Source organism: Cupriavidus sp. 2SB (assembly GCF_005503625.1).
Lineage (GTDB): Bacteria > Pseudomonadota > Gammaproteobacteria > Burkholderiales > Burkholderiaceae > Cupriavidus.
Genome location: NZ_SCMX01000011.1, coordinates 73,450 through 89,714 on the forward strand (window position 1 = coordinate 73,450; position 16,265 = coordinate 89,714).

General features: G+C 63.7%; 16 protein-coding genes. 6 read left to right on the plus strand and 10 right to left on the minus strand.

Features of this window, described 5'->3' with window-relative positions; genetic code table 11:
- Positions 1-49 precede the first annotated feature (49 nt).
- The 8 genes from dsbD to FFS21_RS07815 all read right to left on the minus strand — a co-directional run bounded on the left by dsbD (position 50) and on the right by FFS21_RS07815 (position 5,197).
- Entirely contained in the window at positions 50-1,975 is a 1,926-nt protein-coding gene (dsbD, locus tag FFS21_RS07780; RefSeq protein WP_237381009.1) for a protein-disulfide reductase DsbD, read from the minus strand.
- Positions 1,976-2,180: 205 nt separating this feature from the next.
- A complete protein-coding gene (locus FFS21_RS07785; protein WP_137924334.1) occupies positions 2,181-2,501 on the minus strand; it encodes a P-II family nitrogen regulator in 321 nt (106 codons plus the stop codon).
- A gap of 56 nt (positions 2,502-2,557) precedes the next feature.
- Entirely contained in the window at positions 2,558-3,163 is a 606-nt protein-coding gene (gene petA / locus FFS21_RS07790) for a ubiquinol-cytochrome c reductase iron-sulfur subunit (protein WP_137924335.1), read from the minus strand.
- 62 nt (positions 3,164-3,225) lie between these two features.
- Positions 3,226-3,882, minus strand: a complete 657-nt coding sequence (locus tag FFS21_RS07795) for a methyltransferase family protein (protein ID WP_137924336.1) — start codon at positions 3,880-3,882, stop codon at positions 3,226-3,228.
- Between the two features lie 70 nt (positions 3,883-3,952).
- Positions 3,953-4,174 (minus strand): DUF2933 domain-containing protein, encoded by a 222-nt coding sequence (locus tag FFS21_RS07800; RefSeq protein WP_160475182.1) that lies wholly within the window; start codon positions 4,172-4,174, stop codon positions 3,953-3,955.
- A gap of 81 nt (positions 4,175-4,255) precedes the next feature.
- Positions 4,256-4,507 carry a DUF2933 domain-containing protein gene (locus tag FFS21_RS07805; protein ID WP_137924338.1) on the minus strand — a complete coding sequence of 84 codons (252 nt, stop codon included), beginning with the start codon at positions 4,505-4,507 and terminating at the stop codon, positions 4,256-4,258.
- A 49-nt stretch (positions 4,508-4,556) separates the two neighbouring features.
- Positions 4,557-4,874, minus strand: coding sequence for a hypothetical protein (locus FFS21_RS07810; protein ID WP_237381008.1), 318 nt, complete (start codon positions 4,872-4,874; stop codon positions 4,557-4,559).
- A gap of 71 nt (positions 4,875-4,945) precedes the next feature.
- Positions 4,946-5,197 carry a hypothetical protein gene (locus FFS21_RS07815; protein ID WP_137924339.1) on the minus strand — a complete coding sequence of 84 codons (252 nt, stop codon included), beginning with the start codon at positions 5,195-5,197 and terminating at the stop codon, positions 4,946-4,948.
- Between the two features lie 277 nt (positions 5,198-5,474).
- Here FFS21_RS07815 and FFS21_RS32675 point away from each other — a divergent pair, with 277 nt between their 5' ends.
- A complete protein-coding gene (locus tag FFS21_RS32675; protein ID WP_255459763.1) occupies positions 5,475-5,603 on the plus strand; it encodes a hypothetical protein in 129 nt (42 codons plus the stop codon).
- A gap of 200 nt (positions 5,604-5,803) precedes the next feature.
- Here the strand turns inward: FFS21_RS32675 and FFS21_RS07820 are convergent, their stop codons facing one another.
- Together FFS21_RS07820 and cueR are read right to left on the minus strand one after the other, a co-directional pair.
- Positions 5,804-8,266: a heavy metal translocating P-type ATPase gene (locus tag FFS21_RS07820; protein WP_137924340.1), complete on the minus strand. Its 2,463-nt coding sequence runs from the start codon at positions 8,264-8,266 to the stop codon at positions 5,804-5,806.
- A gap of 16 nt (positions 8,267-8,282) precedes the next feature.
- Positions 8,283-8,783 carry a Cu(I)-responsive transcriptional regulator gene (cueR, locus tag FFS21_RS07825; protein WP_137924341.1) on the minus strand — a complete coding sequence of 167 codons (501 nt, stop codon included), beginning with the start codon at positions 8,781-8,783 and terminating at the stop codon, positions 8,283-8,285.
- 255 nt (positions 8,784-9,038) lie between these two features.
- Between cueR and FFS21_RS07830 the strand changes: the two genes are divergently transcribed.
- From FFS21_RS07830 to FFS21_RS07850, 5 genes are all read left to right on the plus strand, one after another.
- Positions 9,039-9,443, plus strand: coding sequence for a hypothetical protein (locus FFS21_RS07830; protein WP_137924342.1), 405 nt, complete (start codon positions 9,039-9,041; stop codon positions 9,441-9,443).
- A gap of 69 nt (positions 9,444-9,512) precedes the next feature.
- On the plus strand, positions 9,513-10,814 hold the full coding sequence (locus FFS21_RS07835) for a TolC family protein (protein ID WP_137924355.1): 1,302 nt from the start codon (positions 9,513-9,515) through the stop codon (positions 10,812-10,814).
- Positions 10,811-12,355, plus strand: coding sequence for an efflux RND transporter periplasmic adaptor subunit (locus FFS21_RS07840; protein WP_137924343.1), 1,545 nt, complete (start codon positions 10,811-10,813; stop codon positions 12,353-12,355). Before FFS21_RS07835 ends, FFS21_RS07840 begins: the two co-directional genes overlap by 4 nt.
- Positions 12,352-15,522: an efflux RND transporter permease subunit gene (locus FFS21_RS07845; protein ID WP_137924344.1), complete on the plus strand. Its 3,171-nt coding sequence runs from the start codon at positions 12,352-12,354 to the stop codon at positions 15,520-15,522. Before FFS21_RS07840 ends, FFS21_RS07845 begins: the two co-directional genes overlap by 4 nt.
- The gene (locus FFS21_RS07850) at positions 15,519-15,872 is read left to right on the plus strand and encodes a copper-binding protein (RefSeq protein ID WP_053821791.1); all 354 of its coding nucleotides are present in this window, start codon (positions 15,519-15,521) and stop codon (positions 15,870-15,872) included. The genes FFS21_RS07845 and FFS21_RS07850 overlap by 4 nt, the downstream gene beginning before the upstream one ends.
- The last annotated feature ends 393 nt before the right edge of the window (positions 15,873-16,265 follow it).

Below are 16,265 nucleotides of genomic sequence, written 5' to 3' on the forward strand. Positions count from 1 at the left end.
GCCGCGAGAGCAGTGCTGCGACTGCGGAGAGTTGTCGACGCTGCCGGAATTATTGGGGAGATGTCTGCCCGTGGGCCGGTGGCGGAGCGGAAGCTGACGGCCCACGCGCCGAGTTCCGCTCCGCGCCCCCCAAAGCGCGCGCCACGCTATCAAGAAATCGTGCAGGGGCTTGGAAGCCGATGACTCTCACAGGGCTCTCGCGACCGTCTGCGCCGAAGAAGATGATCGCCGGCGGGCCAAATAGCCCGAAGCGCTTGAGCAGTGCCTTGTCATCGGCGTTGTTCCGGGTAACGTCCGCCTGCAGGATTACTATATTGGCGAGTTGCGCTCGCACGCCTGCATCGGAAAAGGTGAAGCGCTCCATCTCCTTGCAGCTCACACACCAGTCGGCATAGAAATCGAGCATGACCGGCTGGCCGATGGCGGCCGCTTGCGCAATGCGCACATCGAGCTCAGCCACGGTGCGCACCCGCTCGAAACGCAAGGGCTCGTGGCTTGCCAGGCTATCCGGTGCTCGGCGGCCGGCGCTCAATCCCGCCAGCGGCTGCAGCGGATCGCGCCCGCCAGATGCCAGCCCGACGAGCACGACGGCCCCCGCAAGCGCAGCCAGCAAGCCCAGGCCCTTGCCCAACCGGGTCAGCCCATGCGTTTCGGGGCCCAGCGAGTCGAAGGCGTTTAGGAACACGGCGGCCACCAGCAGGAGCGCGGCCCATGCCAACATTGTCATCCAGGCCGGCAGCAGCGCCCTGAGTATCCAGATCGCCGTGCCGAGCAGCAGGAAGCCGAGGGCACACCTTGTCACTGCCACACGGCGCCCGGCGCGTGGCAGCAGGTTGCCGGAGCCAACCCCCACCAGGACCAGCGGCGCTCCCATGCCGAGCGCCATGGCAAACAACGCGCTGCTCCCGATCACGGAATCGCCGGTCTGCGCAATATAGGTCAGCACGCCAGCGAGGGGTTCCGTCACGTGAGGAGCGACGATCAGCGCGGAAATGGCTCCCATCGCTGCGGCGGCGGTTGCATGTACGCCCTGGCGACGCAAAGGCGACGTCATCATCCGCGCCTGCCAACGCTGAGGAAATTGCAGTGCAAGGAGCCCGAACATGGAGAGCGACAGCGCCACCATCCATGTCGCAATGATGCTCAGTACCCACACGGACTGGAGCGCCGCCGAGACCCCCTCGCCAAGCAGCCCGCTGGCCACACCGAGGCCGGTGTAGACCACCGCCATGCCGAGCACATAAGCCAGCGAGACGACCGCAGCACCGCTGCGAGTCACGTGCTCGCCGACCACGATGGCCGACAGGATTGGCATCATCAGCAAGACCGGGGGGGTGAATGTCAGCAGCAGACCCAGGCCGAAGAACAACACGGCAATTTCAGGAATGTTGCGGGCGTCCAGTGCGCCGGTAATGGTTTCCTCGTCCGCCTGCAGATTGCGCTGCGCGAGATTCCCGGTATCAGTCCGGATTTCGGGCGAGGAAGCTGAAGGCACGTTGCGCTCGTGCTGTCCCGTCAGTCCGACTGGCTTGCCGCCTCGCACCTTGTAGACACTTTTCATTGGGGGATAACAGACGCCCTGGTCGGCACAGCCTTGCGAGGTCACCACCAACGTCCACTTGCCATCGGTCGGCGCTTTCTCCACCGGCACGCGGATGATGACACTCCCTTCATAGATTTCCATCGGCTTGCCGAACGCCTCGTCGACCCTGACCTGGCCCGGTGGGAGTTCCGGCGCGCCGAGTTTGACGCCGGCAGGCTGTGCGGTAAAGGCGAAGCGCTCACGATACAGGTGGTAGCCCGGTGCTATGTCGAAACGCACCTCGACGGCATGGTCGTCGAGCTCGCGGGCGGCGAAGCGGAAGGCCTGCTCGGGAGACAGAAGTTCCTCGCTGCCTGCGGCATGGGTGACGACCATGGTGCTCGCGGCGCACAGCCACAGCGCAACGAGCAGGCCAGAAATGATTCGTGCCATGTTCAAGGTCGGCATCCGACTCGGGCCGCCGAAGAATGACACGGCGCACCGCACCTCATACTCTCACCGCCTTTTCTGATCTTGCCGCCAGACCGCCCGATGCGCGCGCCTGCCGCAAAGCAACTCGGCGGACGTTTGATAGGCGGGCAATCGCGGCCGGCCGGGGCCTCAGGCCATGCCGCACTGGCCGAGACGACCTGCCGTCTCACGGATTGAGCTCTGTCGCAGGGGCATGAAGATGCAGCAATTGATCGACCGGCATGACCGCCACGATGCCGGCCCCCGGCACTGAGGAACGTGCCACCTGGAAAATTGCGTCAGCGATGGCCTGAACGCTTTCCTCCTCCACAAAGATCTCAATTTTGGTATGCACACTGGTGAGGTCGCTGGAGAAGAAGTTCTTGTACTCCCCATACCCCTTGACTCGGGTCGCCGTCAGACCGGGTACGTGAACGGTTGCGAACTGCTGTTCAAGCTTTTCCAGCAGATCGGATGGGACGATGGCGACGACGCATTTGGTGCTCATGGTGGTCTCCTTGATGGCTGTGGCACTTCTCGCTAAGCGCGTTCAGGAAAACATTGTCATTCGGCCCCGAAGCGATCCCTGCCGACGACCAGTCGGGTGTCGCCCAGATACTCGTGGGGCGGAATCTCCAGATTGAGCGGCGCCGGAACGCTCTTGAAGACACGCCCCGCCAGGTCGAACTTGGAGCCATGGCATGGGCAAAAGAAGCCCCCGGGCCAGCGATCCCCCAAATCCGCGGCAGCGACTTCCGGCCGAAAGATTGGCACGCAGCCCAGATGGGTGCAGATGCCAATCGCCACAAAGAAATTCGGCCGGATAGACCGCGCTTCATTGGCGGCATAGGACGGCTGTTGGCTCTGTCTCGACTGCGGATCGGCCAGCAGGTCGTCATGCTTGCGCAAGCCCGCCAACATGGCCTCGGTCCGGTGCAAGATCCATACGGGCTTGCCCCGCCAGGCAACCGTGACCACGTTACCGGGCTTCACGGTGTCGAGCCGGACATCCACAGGCGCGCCGCTCGATCTGGCGGCATTGCTCGGGGCCATGCTTTGCACAAACGGCAGCATGGCGCCCGCGATCCCTATCCCGCCGAGGGTACCGGTGGCTCGTAGCAGCAATCTGCGCTGACGCAGATCTCGCGGCATGGCAATGGAACCGTTCATGGCAGTTACCTCCATCCGGGACCAACGCGTCCGCCAGGCGGCGCGCTGGCACAACCGGCGCATTAACCAAAAGCGCCGAAAAGCCGCCTCCACTGGCCGCGCCCAGGCAGGAACATCGGCACCCGACGCATGTAGTCCGCATAGGTCGCGCCAAACCGGCAAATCATGTCTCGCTCCTCCTTGCGCGCCAACCGGACATAGACGAACACGATGGCCGGGAACAGTGCCAGGGTGATCAGCGTGGGCCAGTGCACGACCTCGCCAAGGACCGCCAGCAGGATGCCGGCGTATTGCGGGTGGCGTATCACCCCGTACAGGCCTTCCCGTGCGATCCGTTCCTCGCAGCGGGCCGCGTATACCGCAGTCCAGCCACGGATCAGCAGCACGATGCCCGCGGCGAGCAAGGCATAGCCGAGCAGCATTTCCACGATCGCACCGATAGCGCCATAGCCAAGTAAGGTCGCCCACAAATGCCCCGCGTAGGGAGTGTGCGGAATATCGAGGCCGAGGAAGCCCGTCAACAAGTAGATCGTGAGCGGGAACCCGAACATTTCGGCGTAGAGCGCGACCAGGAACGCTTGGACAAGGCCCGCCCCTGCCCACTCACGCCAACCGCTCGGTGCCGCGTATCGGTAGAACGCCCACGATACCAAGACAATGAGGAAGAGCACGAGATCCCAATGGCCATAATGCGCGGCGAAGCCGCTCATGGGGTTCATGGAAAGGCTCCAGGAAGTTAGCCGATCACGAGACCGTCCCGAGATCCCCGGGTCCATTCCTTCATAGGCATCATTTGTCCTCTCGATGCGTTGATTCGTCCTTGCCTGGTGCCTGCATTCCCCGCATCCCGAAGTACATTGCGAGCGGACATACCAGCACACATACGAGCACGAGCGCGAACGGCGCAATGGCCCGCATCGCGGCGTGATACTGTGGCAGCAGCACATACGCGACAACGAGCAGGCCAGCCAGCCCGACTCCAAGCTTCACCATCGTCTTGAGGCTGCACATGATCGGATCTCCTTGCACGCGGCAGTTGCAATGCCCTGGTCCGTTGGTCAAGCGGCGGAACCTCAGTACAAACATGCGTGCTCACTCCTTTCGCCGAAGCGGCCCGGATTGAGGTTCCTGTCGTTTCCCCGGGGATTCCGTGTCCCGGAAATCGTCATACGCGCTAATGCTCTTCATCATCAGCCACATGAACAACGGGCATAGCAGGAGCAGCAGGTACGGCCCGACGCCCACAACAAGCGCGCGGATGCCCGGGGACACTGCGTAGGCAGCGCCCAGCATTGCCAGCAGGGCACCTCCAATGGCTATCATGGTTTTCGCGTTGCGTTTCATCGCAGTACTCCTGTCGACGCGAGATTGTCATACACGACGCCGTTGTCACCTATTTCTGTACCGGCACCTGGACCTTGTCGGCGTACTTGCGCATGATTTCTCCCATGGCCTGCATCATTTCGCCGTGCATTTGCATCAAGAGCTTTTCGTTTCCAGGCGGTAATTGCCCCATCATTGGACAACTGCCCATCATGCCGCCGCCCATCGCGTGGTCCATCCTCATCGCGTGCCCTTTTTCCTGCGACTGGGTCTGGGCCTTGTCACCCGCATCGCCTTGGTCTGCGTCGGCCGCCATGCTCCATCCACCGGCGCCTAGCAGGGTCACCGCAAGCGCTACCGCCATCACTGACTTTGTGTTCATGTCCATCTCCATATCTGCTTGGGTTCCTCGCTTCCCGCCACTTCCGGCGCCGTGAGCGCGGGAGGAAGCGAATCCGGTCACTTGGCTTCGCTCGGGCCCATCGGAGTCATGGGCTGCGCGTCCTTGCCGCTGCTCATCGGGTGGGAACCCATCTTTTTCATCATTTGGTCACATTGCGCCAGCCTGGCGGCTTGGATTGCGGCGGTCGTGTCGCGCTGCTGCGCGGCGGCACGCGCGCTGTTAATGACGTCCCAGTTCGGGCCGGCCAGTGCGAAGCCAGAGAACACGCCGAGTGAAACAAGAAGGATGGATTTGAAAATGGTATGCATGATGATCTTCCCCAAATCTGATGGCTTGCCGGCTCGACCATGCGCAGCCGAGTGACACGCGCGCGGTCAGGCAACCGACATCACGGCAGGTGGCCAGGTTTGGCCACGCGATGGGGAACGATCAGATTCGCAACCGTGCCGTTGCGAGATAGACTGGATCAGGTGGTGGGTGATGCCGCACGGCGGCAGTCAGGGGCGCGCGTCCGGCGGAGGCGATCGGCGCGAGAAAGTACGCGGGCCCGCTCGCCATGGCAGGCAAGAGGCCGAGATCGGGAGAATGCCCATTATTGTCGGCCCAGTGCCGGCCATCCTGTTGGTGGTCAGCGCACAGCGCCGGCTGTGCCTGGTCCATACCCTGACAGGGTTCGGTGGCTGCTATTGCCATGGCATCCGCCGCGTCGCCTGAGCCGGTCGGGCATACGTACCCCGCAATCGCGAGGCGCATGAACAGCACCGACGCCAGCAAGACCAGCGCGAGGAGTCGCGAGAGCGGGCTATGGGTAGGCTTCATGGGCCAATGAAAACAAGTGCTTCCAGTCTAGTCTTGCCAAAACCTGGCAGCAAGGTCACTGCGGACAGCCGTCGCAGGAAATCGCTCACGCATGCTCACCGCGTACGTTGCGCCGCCTCATTCACTTTCGCGCTCAGCCGCAGCGCGTTACTCACCACCGATAATGAACTCAGGCTCATGGCCAGCGCCGCGATCATGGGCGACAGCAGCCATCCGGTCAGCGGGTACAGCAAACCGGCCGCCAGAGGGATGCCCAACGCGTTATAGACGAAGGCGAACGCCAGGTTCTGCCGCATATTGGCGATGGTGGCCTCGGACAGTTCCCGCGCGCGGGCAATGCCGCGCAGGTCGCCTTTCACCAGGGTCACCTGGGCGCTGTGCATCGCTACATCCGTACCCGTCCCCATGGCGACGCCCACATCGGCTTTTGCCAGCGCCGGGGCGTCGTTGATGCCGTCGCCTGCCATCGCCACCACGCGGCCTTCCGCTTGCAGCGTCTCGACCAAGGCCAGCTTGTCGGCCGGTGTGACTTCGCCGTGAAACTCGTCGATGCCGAGACGGCCGGCGACCGCTTTTGCCGTGGCGACGCCGTCGCCGCTTGCCATCACCACGCGTATCCCAGCTTGACGCAATGCAGCAAGCGCGTGTGGCGTGCTGGCCTTGATCGGGTCCGAAACGGCGAGCAGTCCGGCCAGCTGGTGATCGACCGCCAGATACATTACGCTGGCGCCTTGCCGGCGCAGGTCATCGGCCTGCGCCGCCACCGGTTCAATGTCGACTTGCGACGCGTGCATCAACGCGGCATTGCCCAGCTCGAGATGCTGGCCGTTCAACTGGCCGCGCACGCCCATCCCGGCATCCGACGCAAAATTCTCCACCCGATCCAGCGACAAGCCTCGCTCGCGTGCCGCCGCGACGATCGTGGCGGCCAGCGGATGTTCACTGACCTGGTCAAGGCTTGCCGCCAGATGCAACACCTCGGCCTCGCCGAACGAGGCGACACCAAACGCGCGCTCGAAGCCTGGATGGCCCTCGGTGAGGGTGCCGGTCTTGTCGACAATGAGGGTATCGACCTTGCGGAAGTTCTCAATGGCTGCGGCGTCCCGGAACAGGATGCCGTGGCTTGCCGCCTTACCGCTAGCCACCATGATGGACATGGGGGTGGCAAGACCGAGCGCGCACGGGCAGGCAATGATCAGCACCGCCACCGCGTTGACCAGGCCAAAGACCCAGCTCGGCTCAGGACCAAACAGGCCCCACGCAAAGAAGGAAAGCAAGGCGATGCCAACGACTACGATGACGAAGACTCCAGCTACCTGGTCCGCCATTCGTTGCATGGGCGCCTTCGAGCGCTGCGCCTGTGCCACCATCTGAACGATCTGGGACAGCACCGTCTGGGCCCCGACTTTTTCGCAGCGCATTACCAGCGCACCCGAGGTATTGATTGTGGCACCGATCACATGATCGCCGGCGCGCTTGGAAACGGGAAGCGGTTCTCCTGTCAGCATCGATTCGTCAATTGCGCTCGCGCCATCAGTCACGACACCATCGGTCGGCACCTTCTCGCCCGGGCGAATCCGCAACAGGTCGCCAATGTGCACATGTGTCAGCGGCACGTCTTCCTCACTGCCGTCCGCGTTGAGACGGCGTGCCGTCTTGGGGGCAAGGCCGAGCAGCGCCTTGATGGCAGCAGACGTTCGGGAGCGTGCCCGCAATTCAAAGACCTGGCCCAGCAGTGTCAGCGAAATGATCACGGCTGCCGCTTCGAAATAGACCCCGATGCGGCCATGCATGACGAACGAGTAGGGAAACAGGCCCGGGGCGGCTGTGGCGGCAACGCTGTAGACGAATGCCGCGCCGGTCCCGAGGCCGATCAGGGTCCACATGTTGGGGCTGCGATTTCGGAACGATTGCAGGCAGCGGACGAACAGCGGGAAACCGGCCCATAGCACCACCGGCGCGGAGAGCACGAGCTCCACCCAGCCCTGTATTGCCGGATCGACCAAGGCAATGCGGTGGCCCAGCATGGCGAGTAGCACGGTGGCGACCGTCAGCGGTAAGGTCCACCAGAAGCGGCGGCGAAATGTCTCGAGTTCCGGATTCTCTTCCTCTTCCAGGCTTGGCATTTCTGGTTCAAGCGCCATGCCGCATTTTGGACAGGCGCCTGGATGGTCCTGGCGGATCTCGGGGTGCATGGGGCACGTGTAGATCGTGCCCAGTGCCTCCGCTTCCTTGGGGGCAGGTGCAGCCTGCGGGCTCGCATAGCGAGCCGGCTCGGCATCAAATCGGCGCTGGCAGGATGCACTGCAGAAGTGGTAATGCGCCCCGGCATAGTCGGACTGGTACGGTCCATCGCGCTCCACAAGCATGCCGCACACGGGATCGTGCGCCAGCGCTTTGGCCCCGTCATTGACCTCGCTAGTATTCCGTGCGTACGCGTGCTCGCAATGCTGGTGCGCGTGGCCTTGATGCTTGTTGCCAGGGCCACCCTCGACCTCTAATGCTGGCGACGAGGCCGCTTGCGCCCTGGTAACCGTATGCCGTTGCCGATTGTCCATGCCGATGACTCCTGCTTTAAGTCCCGCTCAAGTCCTGCCCGCTTGCGTGAACGCGCGGAGACTGGAGCCCCCGGGACAGTGGGCTTCGATGTTTTTGCCCCTGCGAACTCACCAGGCGATGTCGCGGTTCTGCACTGCCGATCGCGTCAAGGATCGGGCAGGCGGGCCGGTCATCGCCTTCGCAATGCTCCGCGAGCTCCATGAGCGTGTCTCGCATGCGAGACAGCTCAGCAATCCGCGCGTCCAGTTCGCGCATGTGCCGGAGCGCGATCGCCTTCACAGTGGCGCTAGTGCGGCGCTTATTTCGCCACAGGTCAAGCAGTTGCCGAATCTGCTCCGTCGAGAAGCCCAGCCTCCTGGCGCGCCCGATGAAGCGCAGCGTATGGATGTCATCCGCGTCGTAGGTCCGGTAGTTGCCGGCGGTGCGATGCGCCGCAGTAACCAGGCCAATCCGCTCGTAGTAACGAATCATCTTGGCGGGCACGCCGGACGACCCCGCCGCTTGTCCGATGTTCACGATGCGCTCCCTGGATAGGACCACCCTTAGCGCTGCACTAATGCGAGCGAACTTTGTGACCTGATCAGCATGGTTTCAACATAGACCTTGCCCATATGGGAAGGTCAAGAGCAGGTCGTAGCGCGCAAAGTGATGTGGCTTAATAAGCACCCTACTCGCGATCTTTGGTAGGTGCCGCACAACGCGGCCTGCGAGCGACGTTGCAATTCGAGACAAAGACGCTATGCTTGCGCGTGTCAACGCTCAAAAACACCCTTGCATCACTCGGCCCGCCGGCATCCCTGGTTCGCTGGCTTCCTTCTCGTTGTCTTCCTGACAGTCCAGCTGGCAGCGGCTGCGTACGCCTGTACCGGTAGCCGCTACCAGATGGAGGACGTCAACGCGGCGTCAGCCCTGATGGAGTCCTGCCCCGACATGGCGGACCACAAGAGCGACCAGGGCGGCAACCAGAAGGCACTCTGCCTGGGGCACTGCCAGGCGGACTCCAAGAGTGCCGACCATGTTTCCCCGCAGATTCCGGCATTCTTGCCTGTTCTGGTGAACGTCATCGAGCCAGCGCATCTGGTGGTGGCTGATCTGCGCACCGTACTGAGCGTCGACGCACAGCCGCGTGCGCCGCCCCCGCCGCTGGCCATTCTTCACTGCTGTTTTCGCACGTAGCCTCCGGAACAACGCCGAACTGTTGCCATCCCCCATGCCGGGGTGGTTGTCGTTGCTCTCGGAGGCTGTATGCTTTTTCTACGTCGCCTGACGCTGGCGCTGCTATGCGCGCCTGTTCTCGGCATGACGGTGTCGCAAGCCGCGACGCCGCAATCCACTGACTCCCTTTCCCTTGCGGAAGCCATCGCGCTTGCCTCCGCGCATGCTGGCGATGCTGAATCTTCCCGGGGTTCCGTCGAGGCTGCCGTTCAGATGGCGGTCGCCGCCGGCCAGTTGCCCGACCCCGTGCTGAAGCTTGGGCTCGACAATGTTCCGGTCACCGGCCCCGACGCGTTCTCGCTCAGCCGGGATTTCATGACCCAGCGCTCCATTAGCGTGATGCAGGAATTCACGCGGTCGGACAAGCGTCGCGCCCGTGCCGCTCGCTTCGAGGCCGAGGCCTCCGCGGCCGATGCGCAACGCGCGGTTGGTCTGGCCAACGTACAACGCAATGCCGTTGCGGCATGGCTTGACCGTTGGTATGCGGAACAGGCCGGCGTGCTGCTCGGCCACCATGGCCATCCGCTGGATCTCGCGCTCCAGGCCGCGACTGCCGCATACCGCGGCGGGCGCGGCACACGCGCGGATGTGCTCTCGGCCGAACTGGAAGTCCAGAAGCTGCGAGACCGGGAGGATGAAAATCGGGCCGCCATCGCAACCGCCGAGGTAAATCTCGCGCGCTGGATTGGTACGGACGCGAGCCGTCCACTCGGCAAGCGGCCTCCTCTTGATGTGCCCGAGCGCGTCCGGCAACTTGCCCTGACAGATTTCGATACCGTGCCCGAGATGGCCGCCGCACAGCGTGACGTCACGCTGGCGGAGTCGGAAATCCGCTCCGCAACCGAGAACAAGAAGCCGGATGTCACCGTGGAGCTGATGTACAGCCAGCGCGGCTCCGCGTACTCCAACATGGCTTCGCTGAACGTCAGCTTCCCCGTCCCGTGGGACCAGGGAAACCGCCAGGACCGTGAAGTCGCCGCCAGGTTGGCGCAGGCGCAGGAGGCTCGCGCCAAATCCGAAATCATCAGGCGCAATACCAAGAGCATGATTGACGCCAAGCTGGCCGAACTGCAGCGCAATCTCGACCGGCTCAAGCGCTATGACGCGTCAACGCTGCCGCTGGCGAGCGCTCAGGCAGACGCCGCGCTGACGGCATATCGGGCCAATACGGGCTCGCTGCTCGCTTTGGCCGAAGCGAATCATCGCGCCATTGACACCGCGTTGGAGCGGCTATCGCTGGAGGCGAAGACCGCAAGGCTGTGGGCTGACTTGACCTTTCTGATTCCACTGCCCACCGCCCAAACTGAGCCTGCCGCGAAGGACCTCAAATGAAGAAACCACTGATGATCACGGCGGCATGCCTCGTCCTCCTCGGCGCGGTGGGCTATGGCGGCTACCGCTTCGGCGTCACGCGGGGCGCGCAGTCGCCGCAGGCGCCGGCGTCGGCCGGCGCGCCGTCCGGCCAGAAAGCGGGCGACATGGACCCGCAGACCGGCAAGAAGATTCTGTACTGGCACGATCCGATGGTGCCCGGCCAGCGTTTCGACAAGCCCGGCAAGTCCCCGTTTATGGACATGCAACTCGTGCCGGTCTACGCGGATGGCGATGGCGGCGGTAGCGGGGTCACGGTGGATAGCCGCGTCGCTCAGAACCTGGGCATTCGCACCACCGAGGTCAAGGCGAGCCAGATGGGCCCGGTGCTCGAGGCGCCCGGCAACGTCGCCATCGATGAGCGCAGCGTCCAGGTCATCCAGGCACGCACCAGCGCCTTCGTCCAGCACGTTGCCGTACGGGCGACGCTCGACCCCGTGCGGCGGGGCCAGACGCTGGTGACGCTGTACTCGCCCGACTGGGTCGCCGCCCAGGAAGAATATCTTGCCGTCTCACGCCTGCCCGCTGGCGCGCAATCCGACCTGTCGGGTGCGGCAAAAGCGCGCATGCTTCAGGCGGGTATGACCCCTGGGCAGGTGAGCGCCGTGGAAAGCTCCGGAAAGTTGCAGCCCAGCCTGGGCATTCCTAGTCCGGTCGATGGCGTAGTGACGGAAGTCGCCGTTCGCGATGGCATGACCGTCTCCCCCGGCATGACGCTATTTCGCCTGGCCGACCTGAGCCAGGTCTGGGTGATTGCCGAGGTGCCGGAAGGACAGGCCCGTACCCTCGCGGCCGGCCTGCCTGCCAAGGTGTTGCCCACTGGCGTCTCCGACCCGATCGTGGGCAAGGTTGATACCGTCCTGCCTGACGTCAATCCGGCCACGCGAACCATCAAGGTGCGCATTGTTTTGCCCAACAAGGGCCAGCATCTGCTGCCGGGTATGTTTGCGACCGTTCGGTTCGATAGCGGCCCAGAAAAGGAAGTGCTGCAGATTCCCGTGGAATCCGTCATCCGCACCGGCCAGCACAGTGTCGTCTTCGTCGATGCCGGCAAGGCGGGCTTCGTGGCCACCGACGTCAAGACCGGCCGCGAGGCCGAAGGCATGGTGGAGGTTGTGGATGGACTCAAGGCTGGCCAGAAGGTCGTCACCTCGGGCCAGTTCCTGATCGATTCGGAGGCGAGCCTGCGCGGCACGGCCGAGCGCATGAGTGTGGCGCCAGCGGCTTCCGCACCCGCTGCATCGGCTGCGCCGGCGCCGGAGCACGAGGGCGTCGGGCGCATCGAAGCGGTAACGGGCGCAGGCCTGACGATCTCACACGGCCCCATCCCGTCGGCACAGTGGGGAGCCATGACCATGGACTTTGCCGCCCCGCCCGCGGGCCTGCCCAAAGGGCTCAAGGCGGGCGATCGCGTGCGCTTCCGCTTCCATCTGAATAACGACGGCATGCCTGTCCTGTCCGCGGTCGAGCCCGCCGCCTCTGTCCAGGGAGGCAAGCCATGATCGCCCGACTCATCCTGGCGTCAATTCGCAACCGCTTCCTGGTCCTGCTGGCAACGGTCATGCTGACCGCCTGGGGCCTATGGGCGGTGCGCAGCACGCCGCTTGACGCGCTGCCGGACCTGTCCGACGTACAGGTCATCATCCGCACGCCGTTCCCCGGCCAGGCGCCGCAGATTGTCGAGAATCAGGTCACCTATCCGCTGACGACCACGATGCTATCGGTGCCTGGCGCGAAGACGGTGCGCGGCTATTCCTTCTTTGGCGACTCCTTTGTTTATGTGCTGTTCGAGGATGGCACCGACTTGTACTGGGCGCGCTCGCGCGTGCTCGAATACTTGAACCAGGTGCAATCCCGCTTGCCGGCTGCGGCCAAACCGGCTCTGGGCCCGGATGCCACAGGCGTTGGATGGATCTACGAATACACGCTCGTGGACAAGACCGGCCGGCATGACCTGAGCCAGTTGCGCGCCTTGCAGGATTGGTTCCTGCGTTTCGAACTGAAGTCGCTCCCGAATGTCGCCGAAGTCGCGTCCCTCGGCGGGATGGTCAAGCAGTACCAGGTGGTCCTGATGCCGGACCGCCTGCGCGCGTACAACCTGTCACAGGGCAAGGTGCTGGCGGCCCTCAAGGGCGCCAACCAGGAGACCGGCGGCTCCGTGCTGGAACTGGGCGAGGCCGAGTACATGGTGCGCGCCTCGGGCTATCTGAAGACACTGGACGATTTTCGGCGCATCCCGATAGTCACGAGTGACGCGGGCATTCCCGTGCGCCTGGGCGATGTCGCCACCGTCCAGCTTGGCCCCGAGATGCGGCGAGGTATCGCCGAACTGGACGGGCAGGGAGAAGTAGCGGGCGGCGTGATCGTGATGCGATCGGGCAAGAATGCGCTGGAGACCATCGAGGCGGTGAAGGCCAAGCTGGCGGTCCTCAAGAAGAGCCTGCCGGCCGGTGTCGAGATCGTGACGACCTATGACCGCTCCGCGTTGATCAACCGTGCGGTCGAGAACCTGACGCACAAGCTGATCGAGGAGTTCATCGTCGTCGCGCTGGTCTGCCTGGTCTTCCTGTTTCACCTGCGCTCCGCATTGGTGGCCATTGTCTCGCTGCCGCTCGGTGTGCTGGCGGCCTTTCTCGTCATGCGATATCAGGGCGTGAACGCCAACATCATGTCGCTGGGCGGCATCGCCATCGCCATCGGCGCCATGGTCGATGCCGCGGTCGTCATGATCGAGAACGCTCACAAGCATCTGGAACACTGGCATGCGGACAACCCCGGACGAGATCTGAGCGAGCGCGAGCGCTGGAGCGTGATTGGCGAGTCGGCCGCCGAGGTGGGACCCGCGCTGTTCTTCTCGCTGCTGATCATTACGCTGTCGTTCATCCCGGTGTTTACGCTGGAGGCGCAGGAGGGCCGCCTGTTTTCGCCGCTGGCGTTCACGAAGACCTACTCCATGGCCGCGGCGGCGGGATTGTCCGTCACCCTGGTGCCGGTCCTGATGGGCTACATGATCCGTGGCAAGATCCCCTCGGAGCAGTCCAATCCGCTCAGCCGCTGGCTCATTCGCGGCTATCAGCCGGTGCTGGCAAAGGTGCTCGCCTACCCGAAAACGGCCGTGGCGATCGCCGCGCTCCTGATGGCGGCGACCGCCTGGCCGATCATGCGAATTGGCGGCGAGTTCATGCCGCCCCTTGACGAGGGCGACCTGCTCTACATGCCGTCGGCACTGCCGGGCCTGTCCGCCGGCAAGGCGGCGCAACTGCTGCAGCAGACGGACCGGCTGATCAAGACCGTGCCCGAGGTCGAGACCGTGTTCGGCAAGGCCGGCCGTGCCGACACGGCGACCGACCCAGCCCCCATCGAGATGTTCGAGACCACCATCCAGTTCAAGCCGCGCGACCAGTGGCGCGCCGGCATGACGACCGACAAGCTGGTGGAAGAGCTCGACCGCGTGGTGAAGGTGCCGGGCCTGTCCAATATCTGGGTGCCGCCAATCCGCAACCGGATCGACATGCTCGCCACCGGCATCAAGAGCCCGGTCGGCATTAAGGTGGCGGGCACCGACCTGAAGGAAATTGACCGACTGGCCACGAGGATCGAGGATGCTGTCAAGGCGGTGCCAGGCGTCACCTCTGCACTCGCCGAACGCCTGTCCGGCGGGCGCTACGTCGATGTCGACATCGACCGGATGGCCGCCGGGCGGTATGGGCTCAACATCGAGGATGTCCAGAGCATCGTGTCCTCGGCCATCGGTGGCGACAACGTGGGGGAAGTGGTCGACGGGCTGGCGCGCTTTCCCATCAATGTCCGATATCCGCGCGACTACCGCGACTCGGTGGAGCAACTGCGCAGCCTCCCCATCGTCACCGACCGGGGTCAGCAGATCACCCTATCCGACGTCGCGCGCATCCAGGTCGTGCAAGGGCCGCCGATGCTGCGCAGCGAAAACGCCCGCCTGTCCGGCTGGGTGTACGTGGACATTCGCGGACGTGACCTGCGTTCGGCCGTCCAGGACATGCAGGCCGCCGTGGCCAAGGCGGTCCCGATGCCAGCGGGCTATTCCCTCAGTTGGTCGGGTCAGTTCGAGTATCTGGAGCGGGCCACCGCGAAGCTGAAGGTGGTGGTGCCGTTCACGCTGCTGATCATCTTCGTGTTGCTGTACCTGGTGTTCGGCCGTCTCGATGAAGCGCTACTGATCATGGGCACGCTGCCGCTGGCGCTCATCGGCGGATTCTGGCTGCTTTACTTGCTGGGCTACAACCTTTCGGTAGCGGGGGTTGTCGGCTTTATCGCCCTTGCCGGCGTGGCAGCCGAGTTCGGCGTCATCATGCTGCTCTACCTGAAGCAAGCCTGGAGCGAACGCGAGGGCCGAGGCGAAACCAGCGTGTCCGCATTGCTGGACGCCATTCAGGAAGGGGCAGTGCTGCGGGTCCGCCCCAAGGCCATGACCGTCGCTGTCATTCTTGCCGGCCTGATTCCCATCATGTGGTCGCATGGCACCGGCTCGGAGGTCATGCAGCGCATTGCGGCTCCGATGGTTGGCGGCATGGTCACCGCGCCATTGCTTTCCCTGTTTGTTGTGCCGGCGGTGTACTTGCTGATACGCAGACGGCAGGCCGAATCTGTCTCACTTTCCACCCACCCCTCACTCCCGGAGGAATCACAATGAAATACGTCAAAACTCTTGCCATCATGGCTGCTCTCGCTGCCACACCGGCTGCGTTCGCGGCAGGGTCGATGGACGGCATGGATATGAAGGGCATGGACATGAAGCCGTCAGCCGAAACGAAGCAGGCCCCCCACCCGGTTGCGGCAGAGGTAAAGAAGATCGATGCGAAGGCAGGGAAAGTTACCCTCAAGCACGGCCCGATCGAAAATCTCGGCATGTCCGCCATGACCATGGCGTTCCCGGTCAAGGATCGCGCTTCGTTGAAGGACTTCAAGGAAGGTGATGCGGTTACCGCCGTATTCGACACGGTCGACGGCAAGCCGACAGTCGTGGACATGCAGCGCAAGTAAAACTCAGGCGGCACCACCGCTCGCATCGGGGCAGTGTGCCGCCTGCCATGGCCAAAATCCTCCGTCACGCCGCTTCGGTAGACCTCCGAATGGCGTCGTCGGGATCGAAACCGCTTTCCATGAACGTTCGGCCACAGTGAGCCGCCCACCCTTCGACCTGCCACGTGAAGTCATCGTTGTCATCGTGTTTGCCGTGGCGTTCACGGTGTGTGCTACAGGTTCGCTTGCCTGGCATTTTCGTCGCCAGATGCGCATCAAGCGCGGCCTCGAGAATGACAGATCAGGTTCGTCCACGCGACGTCGCATAACTTCAAGACGGCGCAAATAGTCCTGTCAGATCCCACCTGAGCATTCATGCTGGATGCAGCTTGCGAGCCGGTTTCACCAACGAGA